The sequence below is a fragment of the Tenebrionibacter intestinalis genome, assembly GCF_016632365.1.
GTDB classification, from domain to species: domain Bacteria; phylum Pseudomonadota; class Gammaproteobacteria; order Enterobacterales; family Enterobacteriaceae; genus Tenebrionibacter; species Tenebrionibacter intestinalis.
Genome location: NZ_JAEPBH010000015.1, coordinates 64,828 through 85,897 on the forward strand (window position 1 = coordinate 64,828; position 21,070 = coordinate 85,897).

Annotated in this window: 18 protein-coding genes, 1 tRNA gene and 1 other RNA gene; 8 read left to right on the forward strand and 12 right to left on the reverse strand. The window is 50.2% G+C overall.

What is annotated here, in order from left to right:
• The first annotated feature begins 93 nt into the window (after positions 1 to 93).
• Positions 94 to 470: RNase P RNA component class A (rnpB, locus tag JJB97_RS07495), an RNA gene on the forward strand.
• A 235-nt stretch (positions 471 to 705) separates the two neighbouring features.
• Here rnpB and JJB97_RS07500 read toward each other — a convergent pair.
• The 3 genes from JJB97_RS07500 to JJB97_RS07510 all read right to left on the reverse strand — a co-directional run bounded on the left by JJB97_RS07500 (position 706) and on the right by JJB97_RS07510 (position 5,416).
• The gene (locus JJB97_RS07500) at positions 706 to 2,190 is read right to left on the reverse strand and encodes a GGDEF domain-containing protein (RefSeq protein ID WP_238713407.1); all 1,485 of its coding nucleotides are present in this window, start codon (positions 2,188 to 2,190) and stop codon (positions 706 to 708) included.
• 33 nt (positions 2,191 to 2,223) lie between these two features.
• The gene (locus tag JJB97_RS18625) at positions 2,224 to 4,332 is read right to left on the reverse strand and encodes an EAL domain-containing protein (protein WP_238713408.1); all 2,109 of its coding nucleotides are present in this window, start codon (positions 4,330 to 4,332) and stop codon (positions 2,224 to 2,226) included.
• 382 nt (positions 4,333 to 4,714) lie between these two features.
• Entirely contained in the window at positions 4,715 to 5,416 is a 702-nt protein-coding gene (locus JJB97_RS07510; RefSeq protein WP_238713409.1) for a pirin family protein, read from the reverse strand.
• 105 nt (positions 5,417 to 5,521) lie between these two features.
• On the opposite strand from JJB97_RS07510, the gene JJB97_RS07515 reads away from it, so the two are divergent.
• A complete protein-coding gene (locus JJB97_RS07515; RefSeq protein WP_238713410.1) occupies positions 5,522 to 6,418 on the forward strand; it encodes a LysR family transcriptional regulator in 897 nt (298 codons plus the stop codon).
• Here the strand turns inward: JJB97_RS07515 and JJB97_RS07520 are convergent.
• The 4 genes from JJB97_RS07520 to JJB97_RS07535 form a co-directional block, all read right to left on the reverse strand.
• Positions 6,405 to 6,797 carry a DUF805 domain-containing protein gene (locus tag JJB97_RS07520; RefSeq protein WP_238713411.1) on the reverse strand — a complete coding sequence of 131 codons (393 nt, stop codon included), beginning with the start codon at positions 6,795 to 6,797 and terminating at the stop codon, positions 6,405 to 6,407. The two genes, JJB97_RS07515 and JJB97_RS07520, sit on opposite strands and share 14 nt — an antisense overlap.
• 61 nt (positions 6,798 to 6,858) lie before the next feature.
• Positions 6,859 to 7,878, reverse strand: coding sequence for a glutathione S-transferase family protein (locus tag JJB97_RS07525; RefSeq protein ID WP_238713412.1), 1,020 nt, complete (start codon positions 7,876 to 7,878; stop codon positions 6,859 to 6,861).
• A gap of 67 nt (positions 7,879 to 7,945) precedes the next feature.
• Entirely contained in the window at positions 7,946 to 8,338 is a 393-nt protein-coding gene (locus tag JJB97_RS07530; protein ID WP_238713413.1) for a DoxX family protein, read from the reverse strand.
• A gap of 702 nt (positions 8,339 to 9,040) precedes the next feature.
• A complete protein-coding gene (locus JJB97_RS07535) occupies positions 9,041 to 10,543 on the reverse strand; it encodes a helicase HerA-like C-terminal domain-containing protein (RefSeq protein ID WP_238713414.1) in 1,503 nt (500 codons plus the stop codon).
• A 227-nt stretch (positions 10,544 to 10,770) separates the two neighbouring features.
• On the opposite strand from JJB97_RS07535, the gene JJB97_RS07540 reads away from it, so the two are divergent.
• On the forward strand, positions 10,771 to 12,435 hold the full coding sequence (locus JJB97_RS07540) for a dihydroxyacetone kinase subunit DhaK (RefSeq protein ID WP_238713415.1): 1,665 nt from the start codon (positions 10,771 to 10,773) through the stop codon (positions 12,433 to 12,435).
• A gap of 430 nt (positions 12,436 to 12,865) precedes the next feature.
• Here the strand turns inward: JJB97_RS07540 and ahr are convergent, their stop codons facing one another.
• A complete protein-coding gene (gene ahr, locus JJB97_RS07545; RefSeq protein ID WP_238713416.1) occupies positions 12,866 to 13,885 on the reverse strand; it encodes an NADPH-dependent aldehyde reductase Ahr in 1,020 nt (339 codons plus the stop codon).
• A gap of 463 nt (positions 13,886 to 14,348) precedes the next feature.
• Between ahr and JJB97_RS07550 the strand changes: the two genes are divergently transcribed.
• Positions 14,349 to 14,433: transfer RNA gene (locus JJB97_RS07550), tRNA-Leu, on the forward strand.
• 219 nt (positions 14,434 to 14,652) lie between these two features.
• Positions 14,653 to 15,909, forward strand: coding sequence for a tyrosine-type recombinase/integrase (locus JJB97_RS07555; protein WP_238713417.1), 1,257 nt, complete (start codon positions 14,653 to 14,655; stop codon positions 15,907 to 15,909).
• A gap of 74 nt (positions 15,910 to 15,983) precedes the next feature.
• On the opposite strand, the gene JJB97_RS07560 is transcribed toward JJB97_RS07555, so the two are convergent.
• From JJB97_RS07560 to JJB97_RS07575, 4 genes are all read right to left on the reverse strand, one after another.
• Positions 15,984 to 16,238: a helix-turn-helix transcriptional regulator gene (locus JJB97_RS07560; protein WP_238713418.1), complete on the reverse strand. Its 255-nt coding sequence runs from the start codon at positions 16,236 to 16,238 to the stop codon at positions 15,984 to 15,986.
• Between the two features lie 518 nt (positions 16,239 to 16,756).
• A complete protein-coding gene (locus JJB97_RS07565) occupies positions 16,757 to 17,836 on the reverse strand; it encodes a helicase RepA family protein (RefSeq protein ID WP_238713419.1) in 1,080 nt (359 codons plus the stop codon).
• Positions 17,829 to 18,053, reverse strand: a complete 225-nt coding sequence (locus JJB97_RS07570) for a helix-turn-helix transcriptional regulator (RefSeq protein WP_238713420.1) — start codon at positions 18,051 to 18,053, stop codon at positions 17,829 to 17,831. Before JJB97_RS07570 ends, JJB97_RS07565 begins: the two co-directional genes overlap by 8 nt.
• Positions 18,053 to 18,931 carry an integrase domain-containing protein gene (locus JJB97_RS07575; protein WP_238713421.1) on the reverse strand — a complete coding sequence of 293 codons (879 nt, stop codon included), beginning with the start codon at positions 18,929 to 18,931 and terminating at the stop codon, positions 18,053 to 18,055. Before JJB97_RS07575 ends, JJB97_RS07570 begins: the two co-directional genes overlap by 1 nt.
• A 1,004-nt stretch (positions 18,932 to 19,935) precedes the next feature.
• On the opposite strand from JJB97_RS07575, the gene JJB97_RS07580 reads away from it, so the two are divergent.
• The 3 genes from JJB97_RS07580 (at position 19,936) to JJB97_RS07590 (ending at position 21,040) form a co-directional block, all read left to right on the forward strand.
• Entirely contained in the window at positions 19,936 to 20,295 is a 360-nt protein-coding gene (locus JJB97_RS07580) for a type II toxin-antitoxin system RelE/ParE family toxin (protein ID WP_238713422.1), read from the forward strand.
• Entirely contained in the window at positions 20,279 to 20,602 is a 324-nt protein-coding gene (locus JJB97_RS07585; RefSeq protein WP_238713423.1) for a helix-turn-helix domain-containing protein, read from the forward strand. The genes JJB97_RS07580 and JJB97_RS07585 overlap by 17 nt, the downstream gene beginning before the upstream one ends.
• Before the next feature lie 72 nt (positions 20,603 to 20,674).
• On the forward strand, positions 20,675 to 21,040 hold the full coding sequence (locus JJB97_RS07590) for a DEAD/DEAH box helicase family protein (RefSeq protein ID WP_238713424.1): 366 nt from the start codon (positions 20,675 to 20,677) through the stop codon (positions 21,038 to 21,040).
• Positions 21,041 to 21,070 lie beyond the last annotated feature (30 nt).

Sequence of the window (21,070 nt, forward strand, 5' to 3'; positions counted from 1 at the left end):
TATACGGCAGGCTCTCAGCGGGGCGGCATAGCCGTGAAGGTCATGGCCTGTGTGGGGTGACAGCGCAGGCGAAACGCTCTATACTCTCGCGCTGAAGTTGACCAGACAGTCGCTGCTTCGTCGTCGTCCCCCCGGGGAGACAGGCGGAGTGGAGGAAAGTCCGGGCTCCATAGGGCAGGGTGCCAGGTAACGCCTGGGGGGCGTAAGCCTACGACCAGTGCAACAGAGAGCAAACCGCCGATGGCCCGCATAAGCGGGATCAGGTAAGGGTGAAAGGGTGCGGTAAGAGCGCACCGCGCGGCTGGTAACAGTTCGCGGCACGGTAAACTCCACCCGGAGCAAGGCCAAATAGGGGTTCACATGGTACGGCCCGTACTGAACCCGGGTAGGCTGCTTGAGCCAGTGAGCGATTGCTGGCCCAGATGAATGACTGTCCACGACAGAACCCGGCTTATCGGTCAGCTTCAACTTATTCCAGAACAGCGCGTTGGCGTATCTCAGGCGCTCAGAAGCCGTAATGAGATACGCCAACGGTTGTTATATCCCCATACGCTTTGCCGTGCCTACTATCTACAAGAACAAAAACGCCTGTTAAGCGCCGAATCCATACAGGCTTATGCGAAGGTCGAATTTGTTCAGAGAAACATCCATTTTTTAATCGTTCGGTATTACGCCGTAGCGGACAGGTCTGTCCGCCAGGCGGCGCTACAGGTCTGGCTCCTGAGGCGTTAATTGGGACGCTTTTTTCATGACGTACATTTTTTCATCAGCATACTGAATGCTTTGCGATAAATTATCTCTGAGCTGAGCGATACCGAATGAAATGCACGGCGTTACGGTATTTTCTCCGAAGGTAAACGTTCTGGCGCCGATGCGTTGCTGAATGCGTTTCATAATCTGCTGGGCTTTCTTCACCTCATCAACGAGCATGACCACCAGAAATTCATCCCCGCCGTAACGAACGGCAATATCCTGGCTTCTTAACTCCGTTTTAATGGCCTGGCCGATAAATATCAGCACCTGGTCGCCCGCGCTGTGTCCGAACAGATCATTGATTTCTTTGAATTTGTTGCAGTCTATCATTGATACATATCCTTTATACTTCATTTTTTTCTCAATGAAGGGGGATATTTTGCGGGTGTATAAGCCCGTTAAAGGATCGATGAAAGAGTCGGCCATAGAACGTATAAGCCATTTGTGGATAACGTTTTGCAGCACCAGCCCCACGAAGAACAGTATAATCGCGATAAACTTAAAAGCCGGAAAAGCGTAGATGCTTTTTAATATATTGATTTCGCTTTCCAGCCGAAAAGTCGTAGACAAATGCGTGCTGATGCGTTCAGTCAGCAAAGGCTGCGACGCGTGGCAATCATTGATGCACATGTTTTTTTTCGTCGAAACTTCCTGAACGTAATATGTAACCCAATCTTTGTCGCCAATGATGTTTTTTATCAGCGCGTTGAGTTCGCCGGTGGTGTGATCGTAAAGGAGGTAGGCGACGGGCGTCTTGCTGTCGTTGAGATCGTAAACAAAGCTAACAACGCTGTAGGTGTTAGCATTCGTAATAATATCAAGATAAAGCGGCGTTGCGACGGTTCCCTTACTCATAATGCTGTTTGTTAATTTACGCTTATAGTAATCAGGAATCATTGGGATGTACGCATGCAGATCTTGAAACATCTTTGATGTTTTAATATTGAAGCGAGGATATTCCAGCCGCTGGAAAGAGTAGATCATTTTAGTTTTGTCGGTGATAAGGTAACGAAACCCATTTTTGGTTGTTAAATCGCTGTTTGCCAGTGTTGACTGGATGATATTGGCTGAATAAACCAGACATTCGGTCATTTTACTGACGGGCTGCAACGCTAAAAGCGTACCGTAAACCGGGGTGGTCGTTGTTGCAGATGAATAGTTAAATCCATAAAAACCATCGTCTTTATAAACTTTGGGTATACTGCAGAGACTATTTTTTTTAGTAATAGTAAATTTCGTGGTAATAGCATCAGCAATATTTTCATTCTCATCAAATATACGAATGAGTAGGTTCTTGATTTCTGACGTATTTGTGATAATTTCATTCCTTTGCCAGGAAAAAATCAGTAGCGCAGAAACGAACAAAAGCCCGCTACTGATGAATATAGCAGCTATTATAGAACTAATTTTAACTTTATAGATTGACAAGATCTGCATTAGACTTCTCGTTGTCGTTAAAAACAGTAAAAATTATCCAAAGGAAAATTTAAGGGGTTCAGGTTTGCCAATGTAATATCCCTGAAGATAATCAACGCCAAGGTTTTTAAGCAACAGCGCATGTTTTTTTGTCTCGACAAACTCAGCAACAACTTTCATATTTTTAGCTCTGGCAATGTCGATAATCGATTTGACGATGACAGCGTCAAGGTGATTATGTGTGATATCCTTTACAAACATGCCGTCAATTTTTATGACGTCGGCATCCAGCATTTTTAACCGCTCGTAGTTGGCGTAGCCTTTACCAAAATCATCAATAGCAATAGTAAAGCCCGCATTCCTGAGGCGTTTGATGTTGGCCAGCGCAACATGTTTGTTGAAAAAAAGCTGCTCTTCAGTCACTTCAAATATAAAGTTGCGTGAGCTGACGCCAAATTTCTGGAAAGTCGCAATAATTTTATCGGCCGTTTTTTCATCGCCCAGCGTTTCCGGCATGATATTAATGGAATACCGGACGCTATCAGTATGGCTAAGTACGTGCTGGCAATACTGTTCCAGAAAACAGTCGAGTATCCGGAAGTCTAACAAAGAACACAGATCAAATTCGGCAATCAATGGCAGAAACTCATGCGGCGCCATCACTTTACCTTCGCAGCTTAACCGGCAAAGCACCTCATAATAACAGTGGCTTCCGTCAATGCTGTCTATTTTTTGTGCGTAAATGATAATGCCGCCGCCCAGGATAGCCTGCTTGATACCGTTGAGTTTTATAATGTCCAGCATGGTATATTTTTCAACCAGCTTATCATGTTCATGCAGAGCGCTAACGTGGTTTCTGCGCTTGATTGTTGCCAGGTATTCCAGCCCGCAAATTGTCTGATAAACGTCATCGCCGGGCGACATCTTTTTCCATGAAATGCCGTAGTGAATGTCCACTTTCTCATCCTGGCTGGTAAGTTTTACCAGGTTCAGATCCGTGATAAGCCGCTGAAGCCGCGCCCTGATATTCTCTTCAGGCAGTAATATGAGCACATCGCGATTAGGGGCGGCGTAAATTTTCGCTTCCGGGCCAAGCAGCCGTTTTAGCTGGCTGTATAGCGCGATTTTAATTGTGGATTTGAAGGTAAAGCCCAGATGTTTTTCTATTTTGTCGATAGCGAACAGCCTGATGTAGCACAGACAGGGCTCGGCATGGGTGTGTTTTATGTCGTAAGCCAGCGCCTGCAGATTAGGGAGATGCGTTAACGGATCGCGGCGCGCCATAGCGGAAAGCCGGATAATCGCTTTATTAAGGCGAATCTTCATGGAAGACAGCCAGATATTGGCAATAGTAAAGACGATAAATAACGCAGAGAAACAGATAAATAGCTGATCCTGTTCAAGCTGTTTAATAAAGCCTGAATTATGCTGGATAAACAGATAAACCACGATCGACCACAGACAGGTGATCACTGTGGGATCAAGGCTGATAAAGCCGTAAACGAAAATAAGAAAAATGGCAGGAATGCCGTAGCCGGACATCGCCACGGACTGACTGGTGCTGGCGGCAATCAGGATAGCCAGACTTATCAGCCAGATGGTGACCTGTCTGCGGTTTTGGTTTTGGAAAAAGGTGCTGATGTGGTTAATGTAAAATTTTCTTGCGTAATTGAATGAAACGACTGTGCGTAAGATATGATAAAAAAAGGCTGTAAAAACAACGGCTGGCAAAGTTAAACTTTGCAGATTGAGCAGCAGCAGCGTAATTTCTTTAATAGAAAAATAGTACTGAAAATCATCATTAATTTTTGTAAACATGCCCCAGAAATAAAGCGAAAACTGCATCAATATGGGGTAAAGCAAACCCAGGCAAAGCAGGCGATCGAGTACGCCTTTTCGGTTTGTAATATTGGCGCGATAGCGGTTGCCCAGCCGTTTTTTCAGGATAAACAGACTTACCAGCAACGGAACTGTTACGCTCAGGGATAAACCAACGGTTTGTATCGTGTTGAGATGTAACTCATTTATATAGGAAATGAGTATGCCCAGCAACAATGCTGGAAAAATTCGGAAACCAAATACGCAGGCAATAGCGATAAACAGGCTAATAGGCAGATAGGCGATATAAAAAGGTATCCCGCCAATAGTTATTATTGGCGACACAGATCGTAGCAAGGGTACTAAACATATTGTTAACAATACAATTAATACCGATGTAATAAGGTTTTTAATCGTCTGAGTCACAGTTATTAACATCAAGGCGGGTGAAGGTTTTTTTATGTTTATTTGTTGTTAATATTTCACAAATAAACGATAAAACAGTATCTATTATACATTAATTGCGCATTTCGTCTAATGCGCTTATTTTTTGAACTCCCGCCTGTCGCTATTGTTCGTTCAGAAAATGCATGAATATGCGCTAAACATGGCTGTATTTTTTTAGCGGCAAAAGGCGTAGCTGCCGCTTTAGCGCTGAACCTTATGAAACAGAAGAAAAACGTCTGGCAGGGGGGCGGGAGGGCCTGGCGTATGGCGCGGTAAGCTATCAGCATGAAAAATCAATCAACAGCGCGCGCAGGGGGCTATCAGCAACCAGAGTGAGGGCTAATTCGTCGCGAATAAAGGCGCCGTCGCCGCAGGTCAGCGCGGTTTTTTGTTCTGTGCCGGTTCTGGTGTGGACGCAGCCGTGTATTGACTGCAAATAGGCGCGCGAGCCGTGCAAATCCGTGTGGAATTGTTCGCCTTCATCCAGGGCAATGTAGTAAATCCATGCCTGCTGGCGTAGCACCATGCTGCCCTGCGAGCCATCCGGCGAGGCGAGTAACTGATGCTTTTCGTTGCGCAGTGTGAACTTTTGTAACGGCGTATTCTCGCGCTCCGGACAGGCATCCAGCCATAACTGCATGCGCGTGAGTGATTCGGTTTTACTGAAATTAAGTTCGCTGTAGCTTACGCCGGGCCGGGCGGCGAGCAGTAATGCTTCTCCCGCTTTTGCCCGAGCGTGGCGGCCTTCGCTGTCCCGGTATTCGGCTTCGCCGTTAAGCGTCAGATTCAGAATATCGACTTTAGGGTAAGTACGGGGCTGGAAGGCGGCGCCTGGCGCTAACACATCCTGATTAAGCACCCGAAGCGAGGCGTAACCCAGCAGGGATGGATCGAAATAATGGCCGAACGAGAACGTATAGCGTGCCTGTAGCCAGCCATAATCGGCTTTTCCGCATTGTCCGGTCGTTCTTGGCGTAATCATGTCGCTGCACCTCTTTTTTCACTGATCTAATGGTAAGAGTCTGGACGCTGCATTGTTAGCCAGTTAATCTGCTTGCTCTGTTCAAATTTACTGAATGAAAGCGAAATGGCGAAAGAAAGAGCATTGACGCTGGAAGCGCTGCGCGTCATGGACGCGATAGATCGCCGCGGCAGCTTCGCGGCGGCGGCGGACGAACTGGGGCGCGTCCCTTCGGCGCTCAGCTATACCATGCAAAAGCTGGAAGAAGAGCTGGATGTCGTATTGTTCGATCGCTCAGGCCATCGCACGAAATTCACAAATGTTGGGCGCATGCTGCTTGAGCGTGGGCGCCTGTTGCTTGAGGCTGCTGATAAGCTCACTACCGATGCTGAAGCGCTGGCGCGTGGTTGGGAAACGCATCTGACTATTGTGGCTGAAGCGCTGGTGCCGACCCCCGACTTTTTTCCTTTGATTGAACGTCTGGCGGCAAAAGCCGATACCCAGCTTACCATTCTTACAGAAGTGCTGGCAGGCGCATGGGAACGCCTGGAGCAGGGAAGAGCGGACATTGTGATCGCGCCCAATCTGCATTTTCGGTCATCAACGGAAATCAATTCGCGCAAGCTCTTTAAGCTGATGAGCGTCTACGTGGCAGCGCCGGATCATCCTATTCATCAGGAACCGGAGCCGCTTTCTGAAGTGACGCGCGTGAAATATCGCGGCGTGGCGGTGGCGGATACCGCACGCGAGCGCCCGGTACTTACCGTGCAATTGCTCGATAAACAGCCGCGCATGACGGTAAGCAGTATGCAGGATAAGCGCCAGGCGCTACTGGCCGGGCTGGGGGTAGCGTCCATGCCATATCCGATGGTTGAGCGCGATATTGCCGAAGGCCGTCTGCGCGTGGTCAGCCCGGAGTCCGTTGCGGAAGTTGAGATAATCATGGCCTGGCGTCGCGACAGTATGGGGGAAGCCAAGTCGTGGTGCCTGCGCGAGATTCCAAAGCTGTTTAGCGGGCGTTAATGTTTCGATGCGGCGCGGGCTCTTCCAGTGGATCGGGGCCATAGCGGTTCTCGCCCTGCGTGCCGCGCTGGCAGTTAAACAGGATAATAATCAGCCAGCCGATGAAAGGGATAAGAATTAAAAGCAGCCACCAGGCTGAACGGTCAGTGTCGTGCAGGCGGCGAAACTGTACTGCCCACCACGGCAGGAAAATCAGCACACCGTAAAGCGAGGCGAGCACGCCGCTATCTCCCACCAGCTTCCAGCCGATTATCCGGTCTATCGTCCCAAGCACGTAGGTAAAAATAATGTTCACTATAATGAACATCCAGTACTCCGCGCGCCTGGCCCGGCCGTGAAACCCAATATAATTACGTAAGACTTCCAGATACCAGTTCACCTGTGCCCTCCATAAGCCGTTAGTCACTTGTTTTTTAAGCAAGCGCTGTAAAAAGCATAGCTCAGGGAGAAGAAAAGCGAGAATGACGATCGGCATCACCGAAGCGTTCATCCCGACCGTGCGGCTCATCAAGATTCTGACAAGGCCCATAAGAGATGATGCCTGTGGGGTTTACTGTTTTATGGCTACGATAGTAGTGAGTGCGTATATGGTCGAAATTAACCGTTTCAGCCACGCCGGGCAACTGCCAGATATCGCGCAGGTAACCATAAAGGTTTGGATAGTCGCTGATGCGGTAGCGATCGCATTTAAAATGGGTGACATAAACCGGATCAAAACGAATGAGCGTAGTCCACAGGCGGATATCCGCCTCGGTCAGGCTGTTGCCGGTAAGATAGCGATGTTTATCGAGCAATTGCTCAAGCCGGGCAAGCGAGGTGAATACGCCTTTTACCGCGTCGTCGTAGGCCTGCTGGCAGGTGGCGAATCCCGCTTTATACACGCCGTTATTGACCGAGTCGTAGATCCACGAATTTAACTCATCAATACTGGCGCGCAGCGGCCCGGGATAATAGTCCCCAGCGCGGGCGCCCTGGGCGTCAAATGCGTTGTTGAACATACGGATAATGTCCGCTGACTCATTACTGACAATGGTCTGGCGTTCTTTATCCCACAGTAACGGCACCGTAACACGCCCGCTGTAGCCCGGCTCTGCCTGTGTATAGAGCTGCCAGAGGTAGTCGTGGTGGTAAAGCGTATCGCCCGTGGCTTGCGGAAAATCGTGGTTAAACGTCCAGCCGTGCTCCAGCATCAGCGGATGCACGACACAAACCGAAACCAGCTTTTCCAGACCTTTCAACTTGCGCATAATCAGCGTGCGGTGCGCCCAGGGGCAGGCCAGAGAAACGTATAAATGGTAACGGCCTCTGTGGGCGTTAAAGCCGCCTTCGCCGGAAGGGCCGGCCGTGCCGTCTGCGGTAATCCAGTGGCGAAAAGTAGCCTGCGAACGCTCAAATCGCCCGTTAGTGGATTGTGTGTCATACCATTTATCGTGCCAGACGCCGTCAATAAGCAGCCCCATCGCTATCTCCTTGTATTAACGCTAAACCCGGCGCGACCGGGCTTATCTCAATTTGAGTATAGAAGGCTTACCATTTTTTATTGAGCGCGTGGTCAATGCTGAATGCGCCAGGGCCGGTAAAGAACAGCAGCAGGTAACCGCCGGCAATGGTCATATTTTTCATAAACATGAGCGAATTCATGCCTTCGGCAAAATGCGTATGAAACAGTAGCGCCGTCAGTAATGTAAAACCTGCGGTGAAGATAGCCGTAGTGCGGGTCAACAGGCCAAAAATTATGGCGATGCCGCCGCCGAACTCCAGCAGAATGGTCAGCGGCAGCAGCGCGCCGGGAACGCCCATTGACTGCATGTATTGCTGCGTGCCTGTGTAATCGGCTATTTTGCCCCAGCCTGCCACAATAAACAGAACTGGCATCAGGATACGTGCCGCCAGGATGCCAGTGTCTTCAAATTTTTTCATTTTACTGCTCCAACATAAGTCACGGATGGCCAGCGGCCAGGTAATAGTTAACTCTGCGTGTTATCCAGCATTTTCGGATGTCATCGCTTGCCGGGGAGGATAGTAAAGCGGGCGTGTGATGAATGTTAGCAAGTAAAATTGCCTTTCTGGTTCAGCATTTTTGAATGAAAAAACGGCCGGGTAAATGTTAAAGAATCGGGCGTGCTGGCGTGCGTATCGCCGTGAGGCCAGATTACCTGTGTGAATATTTTCGTGCTTTTGACCTTGCGTGCGTTCAGGGGGGCTGGCCGCTGGAACAGTTTGCGGGGCAAAGACCAATTTGCCTGCTGCTCAGGCCGGTTTGCCTTTCATTAACCGCGAGCAGGCGCTATTTTCTGGCGCGCGCCTGCTTTTATAAGCGTGAGCGATTATGGTTAAGTCTCCAGCGCGCGCAGAGAAATGTTTGCCGCTGGCAGGCGCCGGCAGACGGCAAAGTTAATTATAAAACTCCGCGTAGCAGGGGTATCGATTGCGCCCAGGAAGGATATGCCGGGCTTGATAAAAAGCAGTCACAAACCGTTCTGTAAGCCTGAAACCCAGAGGCAATAGGGCGGAGCCAGGCATTGGTTGATAACCAGTACGCGGGGCATGGTTTTCAGTGAGTATCAAATCGCCGGCTGGCGGATGCCCGCCGGCGAAGGCAGCGCTAATAGATGATGTGTATTAGCGCCTGCGGCCGCCCAGTATACTGCCCAGTATGCCGCGCACAATCTGGTTAGTTATCTGGCGTGCGGCGCTTTTTACCGCGTTTTGTACCAGCCCGTCTTTCTTGCCGCCGCGCGGGCCGGTAGAACCGAACAGAATTTCCTTAAGGCCGCCAGAAAGACTGTCTTCAACGGCTGCCGTTTTGCCTTTGGCCTGCGGCGCACTGGCTTTATCGGTCGCGGCCTGCGCCGTTTTTTGCAGCAGTTCATAAGCTGACTCGCGATCGACGGCATCCTCATATTTGCCGTACAGCATGGAATTATTAATAAGCCCGTTGCGCTCGCCGGCGCTAACCGGCCCCATGCGCGAGCATGGCGCGATCACCATTGCGCGCTCAACCATAGCCGGACTGCCTTTTTCATCAAGGAAGGAAATTAAAGCCTCGCCGGTACCCAGTTGCTGGATTGCCTCTTCTGTGCTGAATGCCGGGTTTGTACGCATGGTCTGTGCTGCGGTTTTTACCGCTTTCTGGTCTTTTGGCGTGAAGGCGCGCAGCGCGTGCTGTACGCGGTTGCCAAGCTGGCCAAGCACATTATCGGGAATATCCGCAGGGTTCTGTGAGACGAAATAAATCCCCACGCCTTTAGAGCGAATCAGACGGACGACCTGCTCAATTTTCTCAAGCAATACCTGCGGCGCGTCGTTAAACAGCAGATGGGCTTCGTCAAAAAAGAATACCAGTTTTGGCTTGTCGGGATCGCCTGCTTCCGGCAGGCGTTCATAAAGCTCGGAGAGCATCCACAGAAGGCTGGCGGAGTATAACTTCGGCATCTGATAGAGCTTTTCCGCCGCGAGGATATTAATGATGCCTTTACCATTGGCATCGGTACGCATCCAGTCCTGGATATCAAGCATGGGTTCGCCAAAGAAGAATGGCGCGCCTTCCTGTTCCAGCGCCAGCAGGCCGCGCTGTATGGCGCCGACAGAGGCGCTACTGATATTGCCGTACTGGTTCTGAAAGGATTTTGCATTATCGCCAATGTACTGCGTGATAGCGCGCAGATCTTTAAAATCAAGCAGCAGCAATCCCCGGTCGTCAGCGACCCGGAAGATAATCTGCAATACACCGCTTTGCACCTCGTTGAGATTTAGCAGGCGGGAAAGCAGCAGCGGCCCGAGGTCGGAAACGGTAGCGCGCAGCGGGTGCCCCTTCTCGCCAAAAATATCCCACAATACGACCGGGTTGGGGTGGGGCTGCCAGTCGGTAACGCCAATTTTCGCCAGCCTTGCCTGAAGTTTTTCAGAAGGCTCGCCATTTTCAGCAATGCCGGTCAGGTCGCCTTTTACGTCGGCCATAAAAACCGGGACGCCAATATCAGAGAATGATTCTGCCAGTTTTTGCAGCGTAACGGTTTTACCGGTACCGGTCGCGCCAGTAATCAACCCGTGGCGGTTGGCCATTGAGGGTTGCAAAAAAAGTTGCTTATCAGCGGTACGGGCTATCAGCAGTGGGGCGGTCATTGTCAGTTTTCCTTGCTTAGAATCAGTCCATTCAGGCGCGGGCCTTATTGCCGCATGCCTTCGCTCGTCTAACAACGCGCGCTGGTTGCGACAAATGTTAACACCTGAGGAGTGGGGAAGATTATACGATCATAGCTATGTTTCGCCCTCAGTATATTCCGGAGATTGCGACGCGCTACGCACCAGGCGCTATGCTTTGACAGTGGCTTGCTAAAAACCGGGAACCTATGTCCAGATTCTTTCTTAATGAACGCGAAAGCCTGGTGAATGACGCCATTGAAGGCGTTATGCTCTCCTCGCCTTATGCCAATCTTGTCAGGCTTGATATCGATCCTGCCATCCGCGTGATAGCGCGCAGCGACTGGGATAAAAGCCGTGTAGCGGTGATTTCTGGCGGCGGCGCCGGGCATGAACCGGCGCACGTGGGTTTTGTCGGTAAAGGTATGCTCACTGCGGCGGTATGCGGCGATTTGTTCGCCTCTCCGAGCGTGGACGCAGTGCTCAACGCCATTGTTGCCGTTACCGGCGATCGCGGCTGCCTGCTGGTTGTTAAAAACTATACCGGCGACCGCCTGAACTTTGGTCTGGCTGCGGAGAAAGCCCGTAGCCGTGGGCTGAAAGTAGAAATGGTTATTGTAGGCGACGATATTGCGTTGCCGAAAAATAACCAACCGCGAGGTATAGGCGGTACTGTGTTGGTGCACAAAATCGCCGGCCATGCGGCCGAACAGGGGCGTTCTCTGGGTGAAGTAAAGGCTGCGGCGCAAAATGCCTGTGACAATATTTTCAGCCTTGGCGTGGCGCTGCGCGGTTGCAGCCTGCCGGAAGGCGAAGACGATGAGAGCCGTATTCACGACGGGCAGGTGGAGTTGGGGCCTGGCATACACGGCGAGCCGGGCGCCAGCATACTGAAAACCCGCAACAGCGCCACAATCGTTGATGAAATAGTAAAACGGTTGTGTAAAAAAGCCGGGAAAACGGCGCGGCTGGCGGTGATGGTGAATAACCTTGGCGGCACATCAGAGCTGGAAATGGGGATGATTGTGGCGGAGATTGCGCGCTCGCCGCTACACGCGCAGATTGATTTTTTAATTGGCCCCGCAACAATGGTCAGTTCGCTGGATATGAAAGGTTTTTCCCTTTCTGTTATCCGCCTGGACGATGCTATGACTGAAGCGCTACAGGCGTGTGTGCAGGCGCCCGGTTGGCGTCAACTCGTGCCTTTTGCCCCGGCGCTAACGCGAAAAGCGCAGGCCGTTCGCGATAACCTGGAGGTGAAGCCGTCAGCCAATGCGAAGACGGCCTCGGTGGTGAAAAAAATAACCGGTACGTTGATTTCGCTGAAAAGCGCGTTAAATGCCCTGGATGCGAAGGTGGGAGATGGCGACACGGGGACGACATTCGCACTGGGGGCGCGCGATATTGCGAAGCTGTTAGACGAGAAAAAATTACCGCTAAACGATCCTGGAGCATTGTTAGCGCTTGTGGGCGAGCGGCTGGCGACCGTAATGGGTGGGTCGAGCGGAGTATTGATGTCTATCTTTTTTACCGCCGCAGGGCAGAAGCTTGCTAAAGGCGACGGGGTGGCGGACGCGTTGCTCGCCGGGCTGGCGCAAATGAAGCGCTATGGCGGTGCGCAACCTGGCGACCGCACGCTGATTGATGCCCTGCAACCGGCGCTGGAAGCGATGAAAAAACACGATCTTAATGCCGCGGCCAGGGCCGCGCAAAAGGGCGCTGACGCCACCGCACAGATGAAAAAGGCCAATGCCGGGCGCTCTTCGTACATTGGCAGCGATAAACTTACCGGTGTGAATGATCCTGGGGCGGTAGCGGTAGCGGAAGTGTTTGCCGCATTGGCTAAAGGCCAGAATGTAGGAGCTAAAGAATGAATTGCTGAAGCCGGGAGGCGTGAAGCAGGCCTGCAATGGTAATGAAAAGTGTTGTTTCGTTTGTAGATGCAACCCATTTTAATTAACTGACGACCTGGCTGTCGGTATGGTACGCAAAAAGCTGGCTGAACAGGTTGCGCCCCGAAGGGCGCAACCTGTCAGTTTGTTGTCAAAGAAGGAAAAAACGTGTTTTTTCCTTCTTTGTGGTAAGTAGGCGATAATCAATGCATTGATTTTACTTGCTTTTTATTGTATTTCATCCCTCCCGTCTGCGACAGGATGGGGTTTGTCAGCAGTCTCACAAGTTGCGCCCCGAAGGGCGCAACCTGTAAAAAATGTATTCTTTTAAGCTAAGGCAGCCCAACATGAGAAGGCGGAAATGTGGACTGCTTTTTCAGATAGCCATGCGGTATTTTAGAATAATGGGCCGTTAAAAATCCGCCTTCAGTACGACGCGGTAACGGGCTTTGCCATCGCGTACGTGCCGTAGCGCATCGTTAATACGAGACATCGGAAATTCTTCAGTTTGTGGGCTGATATGCGCGCGCGCGGCGAACTTCATCAGCTTACGTAGTTCGGATGGATTACCAGTAGCTGAGCCTGATACGCTCCGATCGCCGCCGATAAGTTTCATTGCCGGCACTTCAAACGGCTTCATTACGGCGCCTACGGTATGGAACCTGCCGCCGGGCGCCAGCGCTTCGAAGTAAGGTAGCCAGTCAAGGCTGACGTTTACGGTGTTGATGATAAGATCAAATTGCCCGGCCAGCGCTGTTAACGCCTGAGGATCGCGGCTATTTACCACCCGGTCGGCCCCCATTTGTTTTATTTCCTGCTCTTTTGCCGGATTAGAACTGAATGCTGTCACTTCCGCGCCCATCGCGCGTAAGAGTTTAATGGCTATGTGCCCCAGGCCGCCAATACCAATCACCCCTACGCGGCTTGTGGCGGTTATCTGGTTAATTAACAAAGGTTTGAATACCGTAATGCCGCCGCACAGCAGCGGGCCTGCGCAGGCAATATCAATATCGTCTGGTAGTGGAATAACCCACTGCCAGCCTGCGCGAATTTTTTCGGCAAAGCCGCCGTGGCTCAGGATCGTTGGCGTGCTGCCTTGCAGGCAGTTGACAAGATTGCCGCTTATACAGGCATCGCAGTGTCCACAGCTATCTGATGTCCAGCCAATACCTACACGCTGGCCTGGTTTTAATCCTTTATTCTGCGCGGCAGAGCCTAAGGCATGTACGCGGCCAATAACCTCATGCCCTGGCACCAGCGGATATTGAGAGAAACCCCATTCGTTATCAATCATTGACAAATCAGAGTGACACACACCGCAGTAGTCGACTTTTACCTCAACCGCCTCGGGGGCCAACTCGCCCGCGTCATACTCATATAGCTCAAGCTCCGCACCGGCCTGGGGAGCCGCGTAACTTTTTATGATGCTCATCGGGATATCCTTTTTGGGTGAATGCATTTGCCAGTGTAACGCATGTAGGAGCGATGGGGCTGAGCGTTTAAGGAAATCGGAGTAGCGCGTTAATCTGGCTGCGCAGAATAGTGTTCCACTCCGGATTAACCCCTGGAGGCCAAAAGAACGAAGCGTTTTGCTGCCAGCCGGGTCTGTAATGCGTTGCACACTGCTCGCTATGATATGCCGGGATAAGGGTGGGTAGCGGTATCAGGCGCAGATATTTAAAAAAAGAAGAAGAGATTATTAACCTTAAACAGGCGCTTAAATTTACGCTACGACTGCAGCAGGCGTGTGGAATGAACGCGTTTAAGTCAACGGCTAAATCCGATGAAGTATAATGCTGTTTTTTTCAGCACTTAGTAAGAGCAGGCATCAGCTTAACTTGCATGGCGATCTGCTACGGGTATAATGGCTGCGCTTACCGTAACCCTTCTACAGTGCCGAAGTGGCGAAATCGGTAGACGCAGTTGATTCAAAATCAACCGTAGAAATACGTGCCGGTTCGAGTCCGGCCTTCGGCACCATTGTGGAAAAATTAAGTCACCTTAAGGTGGCTTTTTTTATGTCCATAATCTTCCATCAACATCCATATCTTATTGTTTATTAAAAGATTAAATATTATCTCTCTTCCTCCTGATCTGTTCGTTTTATCCGCGCTGGTCTTTTTTTGTCCATTGACATCCAGATGATTTGGGGGTCAGGATGAGGGTCAATTCACTTCGATGAGGAGTTGACCCCCAATTATGGCCCTGACAGACGTTGTAGCCAGAACCGCCAAGCCTCGCGAGAAAGCCTACAAACTCGCGGATGCGCATGGCCTGTATCTTTTGGTAAATCCTAACGGCTCTAAGCGCTGGTATCTCAAGTATCGTTTCGAAGGTAAGGAAAGCCGGATTGCTTTCGGTGCCTATCCGCTGATCTCGCTGGCGAAGGCCAGAGAAAAGCGCGATGAGGTGCGGCTTTTGCTTGCCGATGGCATCAACCCGGCAGAAAAGCGGGAAGTAGAAAAAGAAGAAGCGCAGTCCGCGCTGATTACCTTTGAGAAGGTCGCGAGAGACTGGCACCGAAACATCAGCCAAAACCGCTGGTCAGAAACGCATGCCGGACGGGTATGGCGCGATATGGAGCGCAATATCTTGCCAGCGATAGGGCAACGCCACATTGCGGATCTGAAGACTAAAGACTTGCTTGAGCCGCTTAAAGCCGTGGAGCAAAACGGCCATCTCGATTTAGCGTCGCGATTGCGTCAGCGGGTGACCGATATTATGCGCTATGCGGTGCAGAACGATCTGATAGAGCGCAATCCTGCCCAGGATCTCTTCGGGGCAATAGCGCCGCCGAAGGCAACTCATCGTCCGGCATTGAAGCTGGATAAGCTACCGGATTTTCTGGCAAGGATTGAAAGCTATAAAGGGAGAACGTTAACCACCCTGGCTTTAAAGTTCACGCTGTGCGTTTTTATCCGCTCCAGCGAACTGCGTTTTGCCCGCTGGACTGAAATCGACTTTAAACGTGCTATGTGGACGATACCGGCTGAACGTGAAGCGATCCCCGGTGTAAAACATTCTCAGCGCGGGGCAAAAATGCGCACTGAGCACTTAGTACCGTTATCCCGCCAGGCTTTGGCGCTGCTGAAAGAAATTAAGGCTATCAGCGGTGCTTATGAACTTATCTTCCCCGGCGATCGTCGTCCAACTAAACCCATGAGTGAAAATACCGTCAATAATGCGTTGCGGGTTATGGGATATGACACCACGACCGAACTGTGCGGGCATGGTTTCCGCACGATGGCCTGTAGTGCCCTGGTTGAGTCCGGGCAGTGGTCGCGGGATGCTGTCGAGCGGCAGATGAGCCATCAGGAACGCAATAGCGTGCGGGCGGCTTATATTCATAAGGCTGAACACATCGAAGAGCGAAGGCTGATGCTGCAATGGTGGGCGGATTATCTTGATGCAAACCGGGAAGGGTATGTGGTGCCGTATGAGTTTAGAAATATATGATCCGCTACGCATCTGATTTTACACCGCTCCAGCCCCTTTTCGCGGGGGGCTGGAGCTAATACGTCTTATAGGGTTTATTTTTCCTGCGATTCTGAATATCCAAGAATCATTTCTGCCAGATCGTCTTCCACCGCATAAAAATAACAAGCCGGAACGTGTAGTACCGATGCTAACCGGCAGGCCAGTGCAAAATCAGGTGTATGTATACCGCGCTCATATTGATTCATCCGGGCGCTGGCTGTCGCTTCATCAATCCCGGCAAGAATCCCCAGCCGTTCCTGTGACAAACCAGCCTTTAAGCGTGCAGCTTTTAAACGATGAGGTAGCATGAGTGTCCCAGATGACTAACTTATCCTGGCTCGATTCTCATCTGTGCTTGATGAAAATATACTAAGTAATACTTAGTGGTGGGCTGGTCTGAGATCAAAAAGGAAGAAAAGCTATTGTGGCAAAAAAGTGACTTTCCAGGAGGATGGAGTGGTAAAGCCAGTGCCGTTTTTCCACTTTTTAGACTTGACTGTTCGGTGCTCACTTCGCTGCGCTCCGCCTCAGTCAAGTCTAAAAAGCGTTACTGGTTGGTGGTAAGAGAACCAAAGCTAAGGAGGAGCGATCTCTTTGGAGAAATTGACGCGAAAATAAGGTGTGTGATTCTCAGATAGACCCCCATTTTATTCCCACTTGATGATAAGTTTTTTATTCCCCCACCTGATTTTTGATGTTGATGAAAAAATGATATTTATTATAGGGTTAAGTTATTCCCCCACCTGGCGTATATATACATGGAGGAAGTGGGGGAATATGTTGGGTTTTGTCATTATCAGAGCCAGGTTCCCCCACTTTCTCCCGGTTAATCCCTCGTTTTATCTCTTTGCGACAACGGCGTAATGCGTTCTCCATCCAATGCGATCAGACCATCTTTTTCCAGTTTATCCAGCCAGCGGGTAAATTTTTTGGCTACGTCAAATCCCATCGCCCTCATATCGTCCCGAACCTGCGAGCGGGTACAACTATCGCCACTGCCTGTGCGAGAACGGATAGCCTGCCATAAGGAAATGTGGTTATCTGTGAGTCGTGAAATACCTGATAAATCCGGGTCGCCAGCGATATTATTATCTATGGCCTCGCGGCCTTCATCGTTCAGTACCAGCGAAGTGATCCGCTCGCCATCATCATCCACGTATAAATCGACGGAATGCAGATCATAGGCACGACGTGGCGGCTCTTCGGCATCCTTCATCTTGGTGCAACTGAGAATCAATGCGCCACCGTCACCTTCACGGCGCACATTAAACTCCACATCCAGTGCCGCCCGGAATGCGCTGGAACCGCGTGCGCCTTTGTCCTGATCTTTGCCAGAGTGGTGAATGATCAGCACCGTAGCCTGTGTGGCCGCTTTGATATAGTCGCATCCCTGAATGAAGGCACCCATATCTTTAGCTGCGTTCTCGTCTGAACCGCCGAAGCAGCGGGCGAGGGTATCCAGAATGATCAGGCGAATTGGCATATCGGTTACGGCTTTGACATCTTTGGCGGCTTGTATCACCTGTTGCACGCTTTCCGGGCTGGCAGGAAAGATCGGGCAATCGACACGATATAGAGCATCAATAGGACTACCGCCGTTAAGCGTTTGCTCCCATGCCCGGATACGGCGAGGAACGCCGATCCCACCTTCACCAACAACATAAATAACGGCTCCCTGTGTGACTGGTTTACCCGCCCATGGCTTACCGGTAGCGATATGGCATCCCCATGATACCGCCAGGAAGGATTTGTAAGATCCGCTGGCTCCGTAGGCGCTGGCAATGGATGAGGCTGGCAAATAGCCCTTAATCAGGTAGTCCTGCCGGGTATCAAAGCCGTCAGAGCCTTTGCGCAGGGGAAGTGTGGTGCTGAATTTTGTTTCGGTATCAGTTATCAATTTACTCATTGTCTGACTTCCCCGTTTGCTGTAGCCCCTCGCGTTTGCCGACGCGCTCAGCAATCCAGTCATTCACTTCGCTTTCCAGCCATGCCACCGAGCGGGAGCCAATTTTGACTGCCGGAGGAAAATCGCCCTTGCTTATCAGGAGATAAATCCATGATTTCCTGAAGCCGGTTTTTTCCATCACATCCGATAATCGCAATAACCTGAAATTCGACATCATTAGCCCTCCTTCCTGGTGTAAATGCGCTCGACGTAGCGGCCCCTGCCATCACCATGGCCGAGATCCATTGACGTCATTGCTCTGGCTTCACTGCAGGAAAATCCTTGTGACAGGTAATAGCGAAGGGCATCCTGAGCCCATGCGTAGCGCAGGCAGTGGGGGGAATAATTGCCGATCAACCCTAACCGTGTAGTATGTGTGCGCCAGAAGTTCATGGCGGTTTTTAAATCGGGCTTGTCGATAAGCTTTCCGTTACGTGTTTTAGCAATCAGCAGAGCGTCATTTACTGCCTGCTGTACCGCGTTACGATCGAGGATTCGTGTTTCACGCGGCCTGCCGCCTTTGGTGCCAAAAACAATGGTGAGAGTTGATTGATTTCGTTCAATCTGCTTTTTCCAGGTATTCAGTGAACTGGCGCACTGCACAGCTTCCTGTGAGCGAAGCCCCAGCAATCTGGCAAGCTGGAGGGCACAGGCAAGCCCCTGGTCATACTGCCGGGCGCTTTGCAATACTGCCTGAAATCGCTCATCCGGAATCGCGAATTTCGTACCTGCGCGACTTGCTCCGCTTAATCCCAGTGCTTTGTTCGTTAAACGTGTTGATGTAACAAGCTTTTCCCTGCCTGCTAGCCGAAACACTGCGCGCAGTGCTGACATGTCATTATGAAGCGTTCGAACAGCAATACCTGCTGCCTGGCGGTCGGCAATATAACTTTCGATATGTTTAGTTTTCAGATGCTGAACATCCCGAACCTGGATATTAAGCGCCATCAGATGGCGACAAAATCGGTCAATGATACGGGTACGATCGTGAACGGTTTTAAAGCTGCCGCCGACGTGCTTAGCCAGCGTTTTCATTTCACGACTTAATTTACTCATAGCAAATTCCTCTCAATTTCAACGAGCTGCATTTCTCTGGCGCGTGGGCTTAATGGCAGAAACAATCATATTGACCTGCCCTGAACGGATACCTGTGCGCCAGAGCGGGCAGTTGTTGAGGTATTGCGGGGCGTCGGTAATGCACTCTGTGCAGCCTCCTGCGATTGCAGGTTATCCCCTCAGGCCATTGGCCTGCCTCGGTATCGGTTCAAATCTCCTGTAAAAGTGAGCAGTTCGGCATTCGAACTGGTGTGTCAGATTCATGAGTCGTTGAATGAGATTGCTTGCCATCACGGTTGAGGCAGCTTTGTGCTGTGGCGTCACTTTCATGCGTTAACACGCAAAAAGTGACGCCACGTATTAGCGTGCAGCAGGGCAGGCGCATGCAGATGCCTGACGGCATAGCAAGGCGCAGCCAGCAGCGTTTAATACGTGCCAGAATTAAGGTACAGAGAGCCCGTCAGTACGGGATGTACCTGTCGTTAAGCGGGTGATGATACTGCGGTCATCAAAGGCAAAAGTTATAGCCTTGCTTGCAGCATCTCATGTACTGAGGAGAAGACCGAATACAGCATTCTTTACAAATAATACCGATCGGTATGGAAACGCTCGTTATTAGCCGTCTCTTAAGTTTAAGGGACCTTCATCGTCACGTCATAGGCGCGTTTTTTATTGACGATACCTGCTTTCAAAGGTGAGCAGGTTTACCGCTAATCCAGCGTTGTCTTTCAGGTTTCGACAACTTTCTTTGTGGTCGCCCGAAGGCGTCAGTCTCAGACCACACTCCATTCCATATGACTTTGGCTTGTGACCACCCGAAGGCGTTTCTCACAGGTCACTCGTATCATCCTGATACTGGAAACATTGGTGGCTGTCCGTTGACAGCAGATACACACAGTTAAAAATACGGCAAAATTTTGTTGGCTTCAAGCACTTTGCATCAGTGAGTAAAAGGAGTAACCTAGCACCAAGTGCTATAGTTAAGGTAACAGGAAGTCAGCCTGATGCGCGTATTCAAAACTAAATGGTTCAGCAAGGCGGCTAAATCGCACGCAATTAAAGATAGTGAGTTATGTCGGGCTATTGAGGCGGTAGTGAAAGGTAAGGCTGACGACCTCGGCGGGGGAGTTTACAAGAAACGCCTGAACCAGAATCGCGATCGCGCCATTATTCTGGCGAAAGGTGGGGAGCACTGGTTTTACACGTTCCTTTATGCCAAACAGGATATGGCAAACATTGATAATCGCGAACTGGCTGGGTTCCGCGAGTTAGCAAAGCACTACGCTGCTCTTGCTGATGAAAAGATTACGGCACTGATTAAGAGTAAAGAACTGGTGGAGATTTGCCATGACTGCAAAAAGTAAATTCAAGAGTCCTGTATTTGAGGCCATCCATAGCGCGGCTTCTGGATTATTCAGCGTCGATGCTATCCCACAGGAAACGATGCGCAACTTTGATAAAACGTGCCTTAATAACGTGAACGATCTGCAACCTGTTGAGATTAAAGCATTGCGCGAGAAGTTGAATGTCAGCCAACCGGTTTTTGCCAGCTACCTGAATACCAGTGTGTCAACGGTGCAGAAGTGGGAAAGTGGCGTAAAGCGCCCAAGTGGATTATCGCTGAAACTGCTTACCGTGGTGCAGAAGCATGGATTGAAGGTGTTGGTTTGATTTATCGGGCTGGTCATTTGGAATGATATACATGGGTAATAGTCAATCTACCAATGCAGAAGGAATAGTAAAGTGCCATTTGAAAAAAAAGATATTACAGAAAAAAGTAAATTAAGAAGGCCACAAGTTGTGGCTTTCGGTAAGATAAGAGAGCACTACGAAAATAAAGGTTTGAATGAAGTTGGAATAATACTTCCTGTTGGTTGTGGAAAGTCTGGTTTGATATCAATCACACCATACGCAACAGACTCTAGTCGAGTTCTTATAATTGCTCCTGGAAAAAAGATAAGAGATCAGCTGGCTAAGGATATGAAATTTAGTGAGCCTGATAACTTTTATAATAAATGTGATTTTTTTGATTCGGTGGAAGGTTATCCAGAGGTCTGTATAATTGAATCTGGCGGTAAAACTAATATTCATGACATAAGATCTAAATAGCTGCGCCAAATAGTAGATCACTTTGAGGGA

Excerpts from the sequence above, each read along its gene's own strand:
- JJB97_RS07500 (WP_238713407.1), bottom strand. The coding sequence starts at position 2,190 with ATGCAGATCTTGTCAATCTATAAAGTTAAAATTAGTTCTATAATAGCT.
- JJB97_RS07510 (WP_238713409.1), bottom strand. The coding sequence starts at position 5,416 with ATGATTACGCCAAGAACGACCGGACAATGCGGAAAAGCCGATTATGGC.
- JJB97_RS07515 (WP_238713410.1), top strand. The coding sequence starts at position 5,522 with ATGGCGAAAGAAAGAGCATTGACGCTGGAAGCGCTGCGCGTCATGGAC.
- JJB97_RS07525 (WP_238713412.1), bottom strand. The coding sequence starts at position 7,878 with ATGGGGCTGCTTATTGACGGCGTCTGGCACGATAAATGGTATGACACA.
- JJB97_RS07530 (WP_238713413.1), bottom strand. The coding sequence starts at position 8,338 with ATGAAAAAATTTGAAGACACTGGCATCCTGGCGGCACGTATCCTGATG.
- JJB97_RS07535 (WP_238713414.1), bottom strand. The coding sequence starts at position 10,543 with ATGACCGCCCCACTGCTGATAGCCCGTACCGCTGATAAGCAACTTTTT.
- JJB97_RS07540 (WP_238713415.1), top strand. The coding sequence starts at position 10,771 with ATGTCCAGATTCTTTCTTAATGAACGCGAAAGCCTGGTGAATGACGCC.
- ahr (WP_238713416.1), bottom strand. The coding sequence starts at position 13,885 with ATGAGCATCATAAAAAGTTACGCGGCTCCCCAGGCCGGTGCGGAGCTT.
- JJB97_RS07555 (WP_238713417.1), top strand. The coding sequence starts at position 14,653 with ATGGCCCTGACAGACGTTGTAGCCAGAACCGCCAAGCCTCGCGAGAAA.
- JJB97_RS07560 (WP_238713418.1), bottom strand. The coding sequence starts at position 16,238 with ATGCTACCTCATCGTTTAAAAGCTGCACGCTTAAAGGCTGGTTTGTCA.
- JJB97_RS07565 (WP_238713419.1), bottom strand. The coding sequence starts at position 17,836 with ATGAGTAAATTGATAACTGATACCGAAACAAAATTCAGCACCACACTT.
- JJB97_RS07570 (WP_238713420.1), bottom strand. The coding sequence starts at position 18,053 with ATGATGTCGAATTTCAGGTTATTGCGATTATCGGATGTGATGGAAAAA.
- JJB97_RS07575 (WP_238713421.1), bottom strand. The coding sequence starts at position 18,931 with ATGAGTAAATTAAGTCGTGAAATGAAAACGCTGGCTAAGCACGTCGGC.
- JJB97_RS07580 (WP_238713422.1), top strand. The coding sequence starts at position 19,936 with ATGCGCGTATTCAAAACTAAATGGTTCAGCAAGGCGGCTAAATCGCAC.
- JJB97_RS07585 (WP_238713423.1), top strand. The coding sequence starts at position 20,279 with ATGACTGCAAAAAGTAAATTCAAGAGTCCTGTATTTGAGGCCATCCAT.